The sequence below is a fragment of the Flagellimonas sp. 2504JD4-2 genome, assembly GCF_053642935.1.
This window is the reverse complement of the sequence record NZ_JBSIOV010000002.1, coordinates 354,956-372,216: the sequence shown is the minus strand read 5'-3', so window position 1 is coordinate 372,216 and position 17,261 is coordinate 354,956. Positions and strand designations below refer to the sequence as shown.

The following is a 17,261-nucleotide window of genomic DNA, read 5'->3' as shown; positions in this document are numbered from 1 at the left end:
TTTTGGGTTTACAGGTTATTGTTGTGGGCAGCCACTGGTTACGAGAATAAATGTTCCTTTGGTAATGGTCTCATTGGTCACCGTGTCGGTTACCTTGCAGCTTACGGCAAAACTTGGACAATCCCCGTTCACCACCGTTTTGGTGGTCGAGTCTGAATTACCCCCGTAACTCGATGTTGTTTGATTGGAGGTCTTGGTCCATTCGAAGTCATAATTGCCCGACCCACCGGAGACATCCACGCTATAGGTAACACTGTCACCCACTGATTTGGTGACCCCACCCGGTGAGATATACATTCCATTGACCGTAAGTGCTTGTGGAACGGTAACATCGATGTTGGTCTGGGTGGTAGAAGACTCATTGGTTTGGGTGTCCAGCACTTGGCAGTCCACCGTAAAAGAAGGCGCATGATCGTCCGTTGTGATTACGTCTAATATCCCTGTGGTATTGGTAAAGGTGTCATTGATGGTACCATTGCTTACGGTCCAATTGTATTGAAAGTTACCCGTACCGCCTGTGGCCGTTGTGGTCAGCGTAACGGTTTGCCCACTGGTGACACTAGTTAATGAAGCAGAGGTTTGAGCATCTATCGGTTCAACACGATAATTATATCGGTTTTCTCCCAATACCTCTCCATCTTTGTTCTTGATGTATTTCAATCGACCAAAATGATCATATACGTAGTAACTGGTGTAACCGCTGGGGTCCGTTGTACTTGTAACCCCTATCAAGGGATCGTAGGTGTATGTGGTCACTAAAGCGTCGGGTACCGAGTTTCGCAAGCTTGTAAGTGCTAAACGAAGGGCTCCCTCATTTCCTGTGGTACCTATTGTGGTGTCATCATCGGCATTGGAAAGGGTCTGTAAATTGGACACCTGCGAAGATATCTGACTGTATGAGGCATTTTCAATTTTGGCAATAGGGAACTGTTCGTTGTATCCCCAGATATAGGTGATTGGACTGCCATCTTCTTTATTGGCTTCCTTAATGTTACCACTGCCGTTGTCATAGTCGAACTGTATTCGATTTTCCAGGGTTTCTGTTCCCTTGGCCGCTTGAATGTACTCAGGTAAAACCAATCCGTTGCCCCAATCCTTGTAAAGTGTGTATTGGGTGCTGAGTTGTTCGTTGGTTTCCAAAGTACCATCATCATCCAAATCTTCAAAAGTCTCCACTTCAATGGGTTCCGTTTTACGATGTTGGGTGATGAGTGCCTGTTCAGCTGTGGATGGACTGGTCAAATCGCCAGGATATTGGGTATTGGTGACCAAGTCGTTGCTATTACTTGCCACAGTTTTTACACTGATGGGCATGTTATGGGCACTTCCATAGGTATATGTGGTCTGCTGGGTTATCGAAGAAGTGGGAAAAGGATTGGTACCTGTATACAAATAACTCAGCTCATTTTTTTCCTTTAGTTGTGTTTTAAAGGAATGAAAACGGACATTATCATCGGAATTTGGGATAACATTTTGCCAACTATTGATTACCGTGAATCCATTCTGGGTGGCACAGGCCCTGCTCGGACTATTGGTTGAAGTGACATAGATTAGTTTTTCCTTGCTGGTGTCGATTTCTCCCACTATTCCAACGGTGCAGATATCAAGTTTTGAAGACTCCCCATAAAAATGGGTTCCGGTCGTTACCACGGAAGCCTCAAAGTCATATATGTTCTCCTCATCGGTAATAATGCGCCCATCCTTATCATATTGGGTCATTTTCTTCAATTGGCCGTTGAGCGGATAATTTTTTAAGTAGGGTTGTCCAGGTTTGGGCACGTATACGCCAGCAATGGGATATGGACTTACCTGATTTAGGGTATAAAATCCTTGGTTGTAGAATTCATATTGGGTGCTGCCAATGGTATTGCCTTGGGCGTCTTCCCTAGTCTCCTTTACCTTGGTGTAAGTAACATCATAGGGTGTCTTTTGGTAGAGGTTGGTGGAATAGCGCTCCAAGGTTTCATATTCGGTACAGCTAGCTCCACTACTGTTGTCATCGGTGTGTTTGATTGCGGTGAATTGTATTTTTTGTTGTAAGACCTGTTCTTCATAGTCCAAGCGGCGAATTACAGTTTCACCCGTGTTGGTCTTATCCACAATTTTTGATAAAATGGCATTCGAAGATACAGGGTGGCTTACTTCGACATCTTTTTTGCCTGAGCGTTGAAAACTGTAGCTCTTACCCAATAAACTGTTGGCCAGGTAGACCTTGTAATCTCCAGGGGGTAAATAGCTGGACTGCGTGCTGGTCATAATGATGTCACTTCCATTTAAGGGAGCAGCAAACGAGTGGTGCTTTAAATTGGGATCCTGGTTTTGTATCATGGTCTGTATATCGCAAAAATCTTTTGTCGAGGTAGATTGATAAATAGCCATAAAAAAGACCCTCCCTGTTTGGCTATAATTTCCGCTGGAGCTTACCTGAAACCAGTACTTGCTTTGGGATGCATAGGTGGCTTCGCTACTATCCACAGTAAAGGAAACCGTAGAAGTATGGGGCCAATGCCAAAAACCGTCATCACAATCAAATTCGTTGGGGTCTGCATTTGGGTCCGTGCCACTGCTCACTGACCCCAGACCTTCACCAAATGAAGTAGGTTCTAAAGTGGTGATATATTCGTTCACTTTATCAAATGTAAACTCAGTAGATCCTCCTGTGGGATAATGTATCTCTTTGAGCATGCCCAGGTGCAGGAAATTGAAATTGGAACTTCGGTCAGCTCCGGAAAAAGTATTCCCAAATTCATCGGTGTATTGGGGGACAAGGGTTGTGTTTGCTGTTACCCCATTATAATACCCCAAATAGTCGATGGCTTTGGAATTACGCCCCGGCAAGGTTCCGGTACCATAATAATCAAAAGCATAGCTTTGCGGGCTTTGTTGGGCAGGTCCTGGGAGGTTATAGTTGCCATAGATATCAATGCTGTCCAAACGCAATCGATACTCGTCTTCCTGGGTGGGATTGGAAGATGCCGTAAAATAGGAATGGTTTAAACTGAATTGGCGTAAAATATCCGCACCATATTTAACGTAGATGTTTGATAGCTTATTCCTACCTCCCAAATCCGATCGCTCTCCTGAATGTGAAAATTGAATGATCTCAATGGTATTGTGTTTAATGGTGCTTGGAATCGGCTGCTTGATTTTATAATCATTATTTACCCCGTTGACCGTAAAAGTATTTGCAGGCAAGGAGGGATCATAATTTGTTTGCCCACATGCCGATAGTCTATTTTGTCTGGTTTCTCGATTATGATATGGTTGAAATTGATCCCAATAGGGCTGATCTATAAAGGTAAAATCGAACACGTCCTTTTTATTGGGCGATTCTATCTTGGTCAAATGCCAAGCTGAGTTATACACCCATGTTTGGTCGTTCTGATTGGTAGTGGTTGTTTCTTCCGGTTTGTTGAAATAATATACCGTACCGTTGGCTGCAGTGATGGTCCAAGCCGTGATAGCGCCATTTCCAGCTTTGGTGTAGTTAGCTGAAACATCAGGGTCATCAATGCTGATGGCATTACCTGTTCCGTAATCTATTACTATGGAACCAGAAAGTCCTGGGGCATAGAAACTGAAGGTGTCGGGCATTAAATCGGCATCACCCGAGGCCTGGTCAGCTTTTCGGGCAAGAAAATTTACAATATCCTGGTGGGAATGCTCATAATTCTCAAAGCTGATATAGTAGCCAAGCGTTGGATCTCTGAGGCTGTTCAAATAACTGTTCATGGATACGATATTTGAATCCCCAATTTCATGGGTGGGCTTACCTGATATCATATCATCCGGCATATCGTTCATTTGACGGGTTACCATTCCGCCGGCGTTTAGGTTCCATCCCGTTCCCGCACTTGTGGCAATAGATTGTACCTTAATGCCTGAAGATTCGTAGGTCAGTGATACTGGGACGGACATTTCCTTTCCTTGTATCATGTATATGGGTACCGAGACATTGGGCCTACCCACATAATAGGATATTGGGATGTTACCATAACTTTCAAAGGCCTCAGCCTCTGGGGAATTAGGGACGCTGACCAAATCACTGACGTCCGGTAGCTGTTGCGAAAAGCATAGTGTCGTGCAAATAAAAAATAAGAAGGTATATCTCATGTTGACTTAGTTTTTGTGCAGGAGTTGTTGTAATTGTTTTTCCAAATGTTGTATGCGCTCTTCCTGTTTTGTGAGCCTGTTTATTTCGCTTTGTTGGGCTTTTAGCTGTTTCTCTTGGGAAAGGGTATAGAGGGTCAGTTCCTCTATCTTCTCAAGGAGTTTCATGTTCATTTCACCGAGTTGTATCCCATTGACTTCCATTTCTTGAGCTGAAGGAATGTTGGGTAAGTGACCATGTTCTTTAATGTAATCCTGAACTTCTTTTAAGGATTTTAGGTCGTAATCTTCCTTGAAGACATAATCAGGACCAGGAACTGAAAGGTCTACCTTTACTTCCTCGGTATGTATGTTACCTTTTACCGTGAGTTTGGAATCGGGTGCATAGGTGCCAATTCCCACATACCCTAAATGATTAACTATGAGCGGGGCTCCGATATCTTCTCCATCGCCACTTACCAATGCATTGGTAATGTTATTTCCAACAAATGCATCCTCAATTAGCCATGTTGCAATAATCGCACTTTCAGCATTCGAATCCCTTGATTGCATTACCTCATAAGCGATATGATTTGGCACTGTGTTGGCGGTAGAGGTTCCCGACCCTCTGAAGATGGCAGCATAAGGTCTTCGAGAGCCTGAACTTAGTCCACCTCCAAGTTTATAAAGCCCCAGTCTACGTGCAGCATTTTGCAAGGCTGTGGTCACATTGTTTTCCCAAGCATCGTAAGAGGTTAAAATTCCTATTTGCGAACGTTTAAGATTGTTGAGGGCAGAGGCCAGATTATCTGAAGCAGTAGCATTGCCATACGTGTCGTACACCACCGAAGAAACATGCTGATGGGTTGAAGCATTAATTACCGTTAGGCAAAGCCCCCTTCCAGCACTATTAACCACAAAATTGCTTCCAAGTTTTACAACTCTGGAAGTAGAATAGTTGTATCCGGTACCTTTTACATAGACGCTTGTCTGCGCATTTAGTTGAAACAGGTTCAACATAAACAATAGAGCAATCAGTTTTTTCATTTTATTTTTCATGATTATTCGATAAAATTGTCTGTACATCAGTGCTATCCCTTAATGAAGTACCTAAGCATTTGATTGGTAAGGGATGAAATCGTTAGGCGAAGGTTTCCCTTAAACCGTCAGGAGGGTGAAGCGTCAAGGTTTATGGACTTTTCGGAAATTTTGAAAGGAACGAATAGTCAAATGGGTGTTGTGATAAGATTGTGGTTGTCATTGGTAGTCGTGTTATAGATTATATTCTTTTGTAGGAAAATTAGGTAATAAATTGATTGGTTTTTTTTCAATTTTGTTACGGAAAAGTATTTCCCGATAGGGGAGAACCAATTGTAAATACAAACCATTGGAAACTAAAAGTTTATGGAAATGATGATTTGTTGATAACTTGTTTGTTTTAAGCTAAAAAGAAGTATCTTCTATGAGTTGTTAATTTTATCCTGAGCTTGGTAAATAGCTGTTCTGTTCTTCAAGCCAATTCCATTTTTTCTTGATAGCGGTTATGGTTATGGTGCAATCATACATGAACCTTGGTTACAAATCTTCTAGATAAAATGATTTTACGTATTTTAAATGTGTTGGAATTTTATTTTTGATTCCAATTATGTCTTTATAAAAATCTTTAACTGGATTTTAGTGCAGAGAACTCTACGGATTTTACTTTTAGTTTTGATTGCTTCGAGCAGCTATATTAGTTCACAGGAGCTTCCACCTATTCAAACCTTTTCACCTGCAGATTATTATGGAGAAAACCAGAATTGGGCGATTACTCAATCTTCTGATGGATTTATATACATAGCCAACAATCATAGTCTTATTGAGTTTGATGGTATTCATTGGAATAAATATGCCACCCCGAACGGTTCTGTGATACGAAATGTTACCGCTGTGGGCGACAAAATCTATATGGGATGTTATATGGAATTTGGCTATTGGACCAAGAATTCCAAAGGAAAGTTAATCTATACTTCACTCAAAGATCAGTTATCGGAACCCCTTGTTGAGGATGAGGAGTTTTGGAACATCGTTGCCATAGAGGACTGGATATTGTTTCAGTCACTGAATCGTATATATGTTTACAGTTTGAGGAACAAGACTTTCAAAATAATTGAAGCTGAAACGGAGAAAGCACAGATTTTCAATCTACAGAGCGGAGTCTATTTTCAGACAAAAAACCAAGGATTGTATAAAATTACGGATGGCGCTCCGACTCTTGTAATTGACGACCGCCACGTAAGAAGCAAAACATTGGTGGGGCTTTTTGAAATTGAAAATAGATTGGTTTATTTGACAGATGACGCGACATTTTACCAATCTAATGTAAGTGGTGAATTGCTACCTTATGATATCCAAGCTCAGTCCGATTTAAGCGCTTTTACAATTTACAGTAGTCTACAATTAGAGGATGGAAGTATAGTTTTGGGTACAATTTCCAACGGGGTTTACCAACTGTCGAAGGATGGAAGATTGCTCCTTAGGATAGATCAGCAGCAAGGGCTGAACAATAACACCATTCTTTCAATATTTGAAGATCAAGATTCCAATCTTTGGTTGGGTCATGATAAAGGACTGAGTGTCATAAATCTTGATTCCCAATTCAACGAATACATAGATAAGGAAGGAAAGTTGGGAGTTGTTTATGCTTCCATAGTTTTTGATAACAAATTGTATTTGGGCACCAACCAAGGACTGTTTTGGACCAACTTAAATAATACGCCCAACTTCAAAATGATTGAGGGCACGGAAGGTCAAGTTTGGAAACTTACAGAAATACAGGGCGATTTGTTTTGTGGACATCATAATGGCACATATTTGATTCAGGAAGATGAAGTCGAGCTGATTGCAAATTTTCCTGGTACCTGGGATATCAAACCAATAAATGGACAAGATAATTATCTGATACAGGGGAACTACGGAGGGCTAAGTATTTTAGAGAAAGTTAATGAGAAATGGCAATATCGCAATGTTGTAAAAGGCTTTAGCAATTCGAGTAGATTTTTTGAATTCTCAGAAAAAGGAGAGTTATACGTCAACCATGAATATAAAGGAGTCTTTAAACTTAAACTTAAGGATCAGTTTCGGGGGGCCGAAATTTTATCGGTGGAAGAAGGCAAGGGAATAGCTTCGAGTCTGGTAAAGTTTGATGATGAAATTATCTATGCCACCATTCATGCAGTATTTAAGGCTGATTCAAATAAGAAACAATTCGATGTGGACAGACAGCTTACGGATTTGTTTCATATTGAAGGACGCAATGCCTTGAGCATTTTAATGGCTGATGTAACCGGCCAAAGATTATGGCGTTTTGCAGAACAGGAAGTAATGTTCGCTGCTCCTTCCAAATTTGATGATGGATATAAATTAACCTCAGTGTCAATTCCAGTTCGTCTGAGAAACAATCTGGGAGTTTCCGGTTTTGAGAACATCACAAATATTGGTGACGAAGTTTATTTAATCGGATCCTCTGATGGCTATGTGACCTTAGATTTGAAAAAACTTGGACCCAGGGAGCATGTCATTCATTTGGTTGGGGTCGACAATTATACTTTTGGGAATCAGCTTGAAAGTGCGGCACTTGATTCTGTGCCGTTATTTGGAAATAGTGAAAACAACATTCGTTTTTCATACAGTGTTCCAGAGTATGATAAATACACAGCAGTGGAGTACCAATACATGTTGGAAGGTCAATATGACCATTGGAGCGATTGGTCTACAACTCCGTCGGTTACTTTTGAAAACCTTAGGTATGGGGATTTCGACTTCAAGGTAAGGTCCAAAATCGGGAACAAATTATCCAACAATGTTGTTTCATTTCCCTTTACAGTTGCCCGTCCCTGGTATTTAACAAATTTAATGTTGGCCGTATATGTTTTACTATCAATTCTAGGGGTATTGGCGATTCATGGGGCATACAGACGCTATTACCACAAACGCCAGCAAAAATTGATAGAAAGAAATCAACGTGAAATGGAATTGGCAAAAGCACAGAACGAAAAGGAGATTGTCAAAATAAAAAATGAACAACTCCAAGAACAATTTAAGAGCAAGAGCAATGAACTTGCCGCCTCTACCATGAGTATTATCAAAAAAAACGAACTGCTGTCAAAGGTTCGGGAGCAACTATTGGAGAGTACGGAAGACAAGAATTCCGTCAAATCCATTATTCACATTATTGATAAAAATCTCAACCAAAATGATGATTGGGAACTTTTTAAAGAAGCTTTTAATAATGCAGATAGAAAGTTTTTGAAGAAACTCAAAAAGGAACATCCAAATTTATCACCTAATGATATTCGCTTGTGCGCCTATTTGCGTCTAAACTTATCTTCTAAAGAAATAGCCCCCATGTTCAATATTTCACCCCGAAGTGTTGAAATCAAAAGATACCGACTTCGTAAGAAGATGAACCTATCCCATGATGACAATCTTACCAACTATATTTTAAGTCTATAATTTTCCGGTAACAGAGGGTTTACTACAACATTAAATGTGCTTTTTGACGAAAAAAGCAGATTACAGGAGACATGTAAGCTTCAACGCAATACAACATAGCCTTAATTTACCTCAACATCACCTATACAAAACGTATTTTTCTTAATAAAATCTAAAAAAATATGCAGTTTCATTTTCTAACGAACCACCAGTAAAAACAGGGTATTAATGCCAAATTGTCAATTTTTTATCGATTTTTTTGAAAACGTAGATTTTTTGTTGAGGTTATTTTTAAGGATTCTCAATTATTGGAGATTAGATTGCAGCTTCAAAATTAACTCAAATGAAGCATGTCTTTTCTTTTCTGGTTTTAACATTATGTACCTCTTTGTTAACTGCCCAGAGTTTTACTGTTTCAGGAACAGTATACGATCAGGCCTTGAATGAACCCTTGCCTGGCGTAAATGTCATTCTTAAAAACACATCTAATGGAACCACCACCGATTTTGATGGAAATTTCACTTTGACGAATGTTTCCATAGGCGATGTTTTGGTTTTTTCATACATAAGCTTTCGCACTCAAGAGGTAACCATTAGCAGTCAAAATGCTTTGACTATTAATATGCAGGAAGATGTGAGTGCGTTGGATGAAGTTGTCGTGATTGGATATGGAACGCAGACCAAAAAGGAGATTACCGGTGCTGTCACTGTTGTGGGAGCGGAAACCATTGAGGAGCTTAATCCAACTAGGATTGAACAAGCTTTGCAAGGACAGGTTGCTGGGGTCAATATCACCGCTGAATCTGGATCACCAGGTAGTGGGTCTAGTATCCGAATTCGCGGAATTTCCACCAATGGAGACAACAGACCTTTAATACTGGTTGATGGAAACGTAATAGAGGACCTAAGTGTTCTTAACCCTGGTGATATTGAGAGTATAAACGTGCTTAAAGATGCTACCGCTGGTATTTACGGGGTTCGTGCAGCGAACGGAGTGGTTTTGATAACCACTAAAACCGGTAGAAAAAATTCTGAACTTCAATTTAACTACGATTTCTTCGGTGGATTTCAAGAGACTTCGAGAACTATACCTGTGCTCAACGCAACAGAGTATGCGGTAATTATTAATGAAGCTTTTGCAGCAAACGGCCAACCCAATCCATTTCCTAATATTTCAGAATTGGGTGTTGGAACCAATTGGCAAGATGAGGTTTTTAAAACAGCGCCAATATTCAATCATAATATAACAGTCAACGGTGGAAGTGAAAAATCCACCTATTCTTTTGGAGCTTCGTTGCTCACCCAAGATGGAATTGTTGGCGGTAACAAGGCCAACTTTAAACGATACACCACCAGGATCAATTACAATACGGACTTGTTGGAAAACTTGAAATTGACCACCAACTTGCTGTACACCGGTACAGAAAGAAAAACCCTCTCTGAAAACGCAATTGGATCGGTACTCTTTAATGCATTGAATAATGCACCGACTTTTGCGGTTACCGACGCTAATGGGGATTTTACTTTAGCCGAAGGACTTGGAAACGAGGTTATAAATCCACTGGCCCAGGTAGATAATACATTTAATTCCACGGACGTAGACCGGTTGAGCGGAAAAATCGCGTTGAACTACAACTTTTTAGAGGATTTCACGGTAGAGACAAGTCTTCAATTCAATTATTCTGAAGTTCAGGGAAGAAATTTTTTGCCAACCGTGTTCTTTGGTTCAGGTAAGGTATTCAACAACATTGGGAGAAACTCTTTGTCTGTAAACAAGGATATTTTCAGGGACTACACTTTCGATGCATTCATCAATTATAAAAAACTGTTTGGTGAGAACCACAATCTGCAGGCTACCCTGGGAACATCAGTTTTTAAAACCATGGGAATCTTCTCGGGAACCACCCAAGGGTTCTTCGAAAACGAGGTCAGCTTTCCAGAAGCCGATATCGCGAATACTGTCGATAGAAGAAATGGACTGGTTGACAGCGGCTTGAGCGGAAGGTTTGATGAGCGATTGCTATCATACTTTGCAAGAGTGCAATACGATTACAAGGGAAAATATTTACTGTCCGGAGTTATCAGACGTGATGGTTCGACAAAATTTGGGCCAAACAACCGATTTGGTTATTTCCCTTCTGGTTCCATAGGATGGATAGTTTCAGACGAAAACTTTTTGAGCGATAGCAAAACTTTCAACTTTATCAAACTGAGAGGTAGTTACGGAATTTTGGGTAATGATAGAATTCCATCCAATGGCTTTAGGGGAGTATTAAGTGGAGAAGGAGCCTATGTTTTGAACGACCAATTGGTATTTGGTCAAGCTGTTGGGGTTTTACCCAACCCTGCCATTCAATGGGAAGAGCAGAAAACCTACGATATTGGTTTAGACCTTAGGCTGTTTAATGATGCCATTGATATCACGGCGGATTACTTCAACAAAACGACCGAAGGACTTCTTCTACAACCTCAAGTATCGGGAATTTTGGGAGCTTCAGCTCCTGGGGCCCAAGCACCTATTGTAAATGGCGGTACGGTAGAAAATAGCGGATTAGAATTTGCGATTGGATATAGTTATCGTCCGTCGGAAGATTTTTCCTTGGGAATAAACTACAATGTCACGCTAATCGAAAATGAAGTTACCGAGGTTAACAATGAGGCCGGATTCCTCCAAGGGGGTGCATTCGGGGTTGGACAAGATCCTCCAGCTAGAATGGAAGCAGGAAAGCCCATAGGATACTTCTTTGGACTGGAAACCAACGGAATTTTTCAAAATCAAGCTGAGGTTGATAATCATGCGACCCAAGCCAATGCCGCTCCCGGAGATATAAGATTTGTAGATCAAAATGGAGATGGCCTAATTGATTCGAACGACAGGGTTGACATAGGAAACCCAATTCCTGATGCCACTATGGGATTGAATCTGTCCATCAATTACAAAAACATTGACTTTGGAGCATATGCATTTGCTTCAATTGGAAACGAAATTGTTAGAAATTATGAGAGAAACCAACCTCTTGTAAACAGGTCGGTCTTCACCTTAAACCGATGGACGGGAGAGGGTACTACAAATGAATACCCTAGGGCAACCACAGGAGCTACATCCAACACCCTATTTTCTGATTTTTATGTAGAGGATGGTTCATTCGTAAGAATCCAAAACGCCCAGCTTGGCTACACATTTTCGCAAGAGTTTATGGATCGCTTTGGCGCCGATAAATTAAGGGTATATGTTTCAGCCAATAACATTTACACTTTTACCGAATACAAAGGGTATGACCCAAGCGCCTCTTCCGGTGCTCCAATTGGTGCCGGAATAGACCAAGGATTCTATCCGGTTCCAAGAACATATTTGTTGGGAGTAAACCTAAAATTTTAAAAGGATGAAAATGAGCAATAATAATTTAAAACCTATGAAAAGAATTCTTTTTGTCCTGCTTTCCAGCCTCACTGTATGGGCATGCACGGATGATTTTGTGAACGTGGACTCATTTAATGAGGATACCGAGAGCTTTTTCAATTCAGAAGAGGATTACCAAAGTGCCTTAATATCGGCCTATGACATGTTGCATTCCACCTATTTGAACGTAATGTTGGGTGAGATTGCTTCCGACAATACGCTGGCCGGGGGCGAAAGTGCCACCGATGTCCCAGGTATCCAGGAAGTGGATGATATGACGCATACACCGGTTAATCAACAATTGAGGGATATATGGAATTGGATGTTTGCTGGGGTCAACCGAGCTAATTACATACTTGAATTTAGGGACAAGACTGATTTCCCCAATAAAGATGCCGTTTTGGCTGAAGCAACTTTTCTACGTGCCTACTACTACTTCGAATTGGTAAAATGGTTTGGGGATGTTCCCTTGGCTGTGGACCAACGTCTATTGTTCGGAGATCAAAATACTATTGACCGTACCCCGTCCTCAGAAGTCTATGCGCAAATCGAAGCGGATTTAATTTTCGCTGCATCCAATTTGCCGCTGACCCAATCGGAAGTGGGTAGAGCTACCAGAGGGGCCGCGCAAGCCTTGCTGGGTAAAGCCTATTTGTTTCAGGGTAAATTTCAGGAAGCCGCTACGGTTTTGGAGGAAGTTATCAATTCTGGAACCTATGAGCTTTTGGCCGATTACACCACCATGTTTGAAAACGATAATGAAAACAACATAGAATCGGTATTTGAAGTACAGTATACAGATTTGGAAGGTGCTGGTTTTGATTGTCTGCAATGTAGTGAAGGTAACGTTGCTGTTGGGTTTAATGGTATCAGAAATTATACAGGTCCGGTATTCGAATCTGGATTCAGCTTTAATGTGCCCGCACAAGAAGTTTTTGACGCTTTTGAAGCGGGAGATCTTCGTCGTGATGTTGCAATATTGGACATTGAGGCATGGGCAGCAACCAATGCGGGAGTTTCCTACTTTGAAGGTTTTGAACATACAGGATACTACAACAGAAAATATATCGCTCGTCAAGGAGATTTAAATACCGGCGATGCCAATTTGACCAACCCTAACAACTATAGAGCTATTCGCTTCGCTGATGTTCTGTTGATGGCGGCGGAGGCGCTGAATCGTGGCGGAATAGATGATACAAGGGCTTTACTTTACTTGAATAGGGTCAGAAATAGAGCGGGTCTCACAGATGCCACTGGTACCGGGAACGCGTTGACCACTACAATTTATCAAGAAAGAAGGGTAGAATTGGTAGGAGAAGGACATCACTTCTTTGATTTGGTAAGAACTGGACGGGCGGGAGCAGAAATTGATGGTTTCCAAACAGGAAAGCACGAGTTGTTTCCAATTCCATCCATAGAAATAGAGTTAGCGGGTAACCGTTGGCAGCAAAATCCTGGGTATTAATAAAAACTAAACTTTGAAAAATGAAATATTTTAAACATCTATTGGTACTCTTCGTAGTACTTGGCGTATTCAATTCTTGTGAAGAGGATGATGATCAATCGTTCGCATTTCAGGATGTATCGGCACCAACTAACTTAAGTGCTGTTTTTGACATCTCTGATGATGATACGGGGACTGTATCGATAACCCCAACTGGAGAAGGAGCCTCTGTGTTCCAAGTCTTCTTTGGAGATGTGGAAAATGAATCCGCAACGGAAGTAGCTCCTGGAGAAACTGTAACGCATGTTTATGCAGAAGGAGAATTTGTTTTGAAAATTATTGGAGTCGGAGCCACAGGCTTAACTAGTGAACTAAGTAGAATTGTGAACATATCGTTCACTCCACCTAGCGATTTGGCCGTGGATGTTACGGTTTCTACAACAAATTCGCTGGAAATAACCGTTGCGCCAACAGCAAATAATACTACAGTATTCGACGTGTTCTTTGGAGACGTCGAAAATGAGGAAGCCACAACGATTATGAATGGTGAAACCGTAAATCACACCTATGCAGAGGCAGGGGATTATGAGGTAAAAGTTATTGCACGCGGTGTAGGAGCAGCCACAATTGAATCCATTCAGACCATAAACGTTCAGGAGCCTGTTACTTTGGTAGCAGAAGATTTGGTTGGGACATGGGTTATGGCACCTGAGGCAGGTTCTTTAGGGGTTGGTCCGGCACCCGGAGACACTAGTTGGTTCGCAATTGACGAAGCAGGTGTTACGGCAAGAGCATGTTATTTTGATGACACCTATACGTTTAATGGAGATGGAACTTTCGTGAATGCATTGGGTGCAGAATCTTGGATAGAAGGATGGCAAGGTGGTGCTGATGCATGCGGTGCCCCAGTTGCTCCCCATGACGGTTCTGCTGCTGCAACCTATGCTGTGGATGGAGTTGCGGGTACGGTTACCATTAATGGTACAGGGGCCTATATCGGACTACCAAAAGCAGTTAACGAAGGAGAGCTTCCCAATGTAGCTGTTCCTGCTTCCATAACGTATACAGTTTCCTTGACGGATAACAATGAGACCATGAATGTGGTCATTGAATCAGGTTCAGGAGTATTCTGGCAATATAAATTGATTAAAAGTGTTCCGCCGGTTTCACTTGCTGGAACTTGGAGAATGGCACCTGAAGCTGGCTCGCTTGGCGTTGGTCCGGCACCAGGAGATATAAGCTGGTTTGCTATTGATGACCAAGGGGTGATCGATAGGGCTTGTTATTTTGATGATACCTATGTCTTTGGTGGTGATGGTTCTTTCATGAATGTACTTGGCGCTGATACCTGGATAGAAGGATGGCAAGGAGGTTCTGATGCTTGTGGAGCCCCCGTTGCACCGCATGATGGCTCAGGCGCAGCGACATTTGTTTATGATCAGGGTGCGGGCACATTGACCATTGACGGAACTGGATCTTATTTGGGACTTCCCAAGGCTGTTAATGCAGGTGAATTACCAAATGTAGCCGTTCCTACATCAATCACGTACAACATTACCTTGGCCGATAACAACAATACTATGAATGTGGTCATTGAATCAGGTTCAGGGGTATTCTGGCAATACAAATTAATCAAAGATGAGCCTTCTCCATTGGAAGGGACCTGGAGAATGGCACCAGAAGCCGGCTCGTTAGGGGTTGGTCCAGCTCCAGGAGATACCAGTTGGTTCGCTATTGATGACCAAGGCGTGATCGATAGGGCTTGTTATTTTGATGACACCTACGTTTTTGGAGGCGATGGATCCTTTACTAATGTACTTGGAGCTGATACTTGGATAGAAGGCTGGCAAGGAGGCTCTGATGCTTGTGGGACCCCGGTCGCTCCGCACGATGGTACAGCTTCGGCGACCTTCAGTTATGATTCAGGAGCCGGAACATTGGTTATTGATGGAGCAGGCGCCTATATTGGATTGCCAAAAGCGGTCAACGCAGGGGAACTGCCCAATGTAGCTGTACCAGATGATATAACCTATAGCATTACACTATCTGATAACGATACCACGATGAATGTGGTAATTGAGGCAGGAGCTGGAGTCTTCTGGCAGTACAAATTGGTTAAAGACTAATACCATAAAATATGAGAGCAGTTAAATTATATATTGGATCACTGTTGGCACTGATTCTTCTTGGTTGTCAAGAAGAAGAACCCATGCTGGACGTCATAGTGGTACCCTCTAACTTATCGGTTACTACACAGGTAAGTACGGATGGTTCAGGAATTGTGGTTTTTACCGCTACTGCAGATAATGCGATCACTTACACTTTTAAGTTCAGTGATGGAGATGTTCAGGTATCCTCCAACGGTACGGTCACCAAAAGATTTACATTGGTTGGTTTAAATACCTATAATTACGCTGTGGTAGCCTCAGGTACAGGCGGGGTTAGCTCTTCTGCTTCATTTCAAGTATCCGTAGAAAGTGATTTTTCGGATTTTGAAGCGATGGAGTTGCTTACTGGAGGAGACCTAAATGATGATGGGGAAGTGGTCACCGCCTCTTCCAAAACATGGTATTTAGCAGCTGTTGAACCGGGTCATTTAGGTGTGGGAGCTACTTTAGCTTTTTTACCAGATCAGTTTTGGTTTCCGGCTTTCTTTTCTGCCAGTCCTTTTGAAAAATGTGGTGAAGCCATTAGTAGTTGTTTTTGTGATGATGAATTAACGTTTACATTAAATGCTTCTGGTACACAATTGACCTATGAGCAAGATAACAAAGGAGCTACATTTTTTAATGTGGGGCATCAAGGTATTGTTGGAGGTGCAGCAGGAGAAGATGCATGCTTCGATTTTGATACTTCAGGTGTAAGCAGTGTTTCGTTGGCACCAACGTCGGTGGATTGGTCTCTTGTACCCGATCCCGCTTTTAGTTCTAGAGGAACTGTTATGAATTTTACCAATGATGCATTCATGGGATACTATATAAGCACGTCTTCTTATGAAATTTTGGATATTACCAACAATTCAATGCATGTTCGTGCCATAGATGGAAATGATTCAAACTTGGCTTGGTATCTGAAATTTTCCACTACTCCCGTTGATGAACAAGAGAATAGCGGTGGAGGCTCGGGAACGACGTTTGACAATTTAATTTGGTCCCAGGAATTTGATGTGGACGGAGCTCCAGACCCAGCTGTATGGAATTACGATTTAGGCACAGGTGATAATGGATGGGGCAACGGAGAATCCCAATATTATACGGATCGTCCAGAAAATATTATTATTGAAAATGGGGTATTGAAAATCACTGCGCTGGCCGAAAATTTTAACGGCAGCGACTACACATCTTCAAGAATTCAAACCTATCAAAATTTTGAATTCCAATACGGAAGGGTGGATGCAAGAGCAAAATTACCGACTGGTGGAGGTACGTGGCCAGCTATTTGGATGTTGGGAGCGGACTTTGAGACCAACATTTGGCCGGCAGCCGGCGAAATAGACATTATGGAGCATGTCGGTAATATGCAAGACCAGGTATTTGGAAGTACCCATGATCCCCTCAATTTTGCTGGTAATGCTAGAAGTGTGGAAACCACTGTTAGCGGGGCATCTGATGATTTTCATGTCTACAGTGTAATATGGACGGAAACGGAAATTACATTCTTGGTCGATGACGTGGAATTTGGAACCTTGTCCAATGACGCCAACCGTCCATTTGACAAAGACTTTTTCCTTATAATGAACGTGGCCATGGGAGGTAATTTCGGAGGAAATATCGACGCAGGATTTACATCTTCATCCATGGAGGTGGACTATATAAGGGTATATCAATAATAGAGTAGGTTGTAATTAATTGGTAT

7 protein-coding genes are annotated in these 17,261 nt (G+C 41.8%); 5 read left to right on the top strand and 2 right to left on the bottom strand.

What is annotated here, in order from left to right; genetic code table 11:
- Positions 1–15 precede the first annotated feature (15 nt).
- Both ACULLH_RS08325 and ACULLH_RS08320 read right to left on the bottom strand, forming a co-directional pair.
- Positions 16–4,113 carry a hypothetical protein gene (locus tag ACULLH_RS08325; RefSeq protein WP_454088283.1) on the bottom strand — a complete coding sequence of 1,366 codons (4,098 nt, stop codon included), beginning with the start codon at positions 4,111–4,113 and terminating at the stop codon, positions 16–18.
- 6 nt (positions 4,114–4,119) lie between these two features.
- On the bottom strand, positions 4,120–5,136 hold the full coding sequence (locus tag ACULLH_RS08320) for an interleukin-like EMT inducer domain-containing protein (RefSeq protein ID WP_454088282.1): 1,017 nt from the start codon (positions 5,134–5,136) through the stop codon (positions 4,120–4,122).
- Positions 5,137–5,766: 630 nt separating this feature from the next.
- Here ACULLH_RS08320 and ACULLH_RS08315 point away from each other — a divergent pair.
- From ACULLH_RS08315 to ACULLH_RS08295, 5 genes are all read left to right on the top strand, one after another.
- Positions 5,767–8,583, top strand: a complete 2,817-nt coding sequence (locus tag ACULLH_RS08315) for a triple tyrosine motif-containing protein (RefSeq protein WP_454088281.1) — start codon at positions 5,767–5,769, stop codon at positions 8,581–8,583.
- A 322-nt stretch (positions 8,584–8,905) separates the two neighbouring features.
- On the top strand, positions 8,906–11,941 hold the full coding sequence (locus ACULLH_RS08310; protein ID WP_454088280.1) for a SusC/RagA family TonB-linked outer membrane protein: 3,036 nt from the start codon (positions 8,906–8,908) through the stop codon (positions 11,939–11,941).
- A 34-nt stretch (positions 11,942–11,975) separates the two neighbouring features.
- Positions 11,976–13,427, top strand: coding sequence for a RagB/SusD family nutrient uptake outer membrane protein (locus ACULLH_RS08305; RefSeq protein ID WP_454088279.1), 1,452 nt, complete (start codon positions 11,976–11,978; stop codon positions 13,425–13,427).
- A 20-nt stretch (positions 13,428–13,447) separates the two neighbouring features.
- Entirely contained in the window at positions 13,448–15,532 is a 2,085-nt protein-coding gene (locus ACULLH_RS08300) for a hypothetical protein (RefSeq protein WP_454088278.1), read from the top strand.
- An 11-nt stretch (positions 15,533–15,543) separates the two neighbouring features.
- Positions 15,544–17,235 carry a family 16 glycosylhydrolase gene (locus ACULLH_RS08295; RefSeq protein ID WP_454088277.1) on the top strand — a complete coding sequence of 564 codons (1,692 nt, stop codon included), beginning with the start codon at positions 15,544–15,546 and terminating at the stop codon, positions 17,233–17,235.
- Positions 17,236–17,261: the final 26 nt, after the last annotated feature.

Coding starts and splice junctions, on each gene's coding strand:
- ACULLH_RS08325 (WP_454088283.1), bottom strand. CDS start 4,113: ATGAGATATACCTTCTTATTTTTTATTTGCACGACACTATGCTTTTCG.
- ACULLH_RS08320 (WP_454088282.1), bottom strand. CDS start 5,136: ATGAAAAAACTGATTGCTCTATTGTTTATGTTGAACCTGTTTCAACTA.
- ACULLH_RS08310 (WP_454088280.1), top strand. CDS start 8,906: ATGAAGCATGTCTTTTCTTTTCTGGTTTTAACATTATGTACCTCTTTG.
- ACULLH_RS08305 (WP_454088279.1), top strand. CDS start 11,976: ATGAAAAGAATTCTTTTTGTCCTGCTTTCCAGCCTCACTGTATGGGCA.
- ACULLH_RS08300 (WP_454088278.1), top strand. CDS start 13,448: ATGAAATATTTTAAACATCTATTGGTACTCTTCGTAGTACTTGGCGTA.
- ACULLH_RS08295 (WP_454088277.1), top strand. CDS start 15,544: ATGAGAGCAGTTAAATTATATATTGGATCACTGTTGGCACTGATTCTT.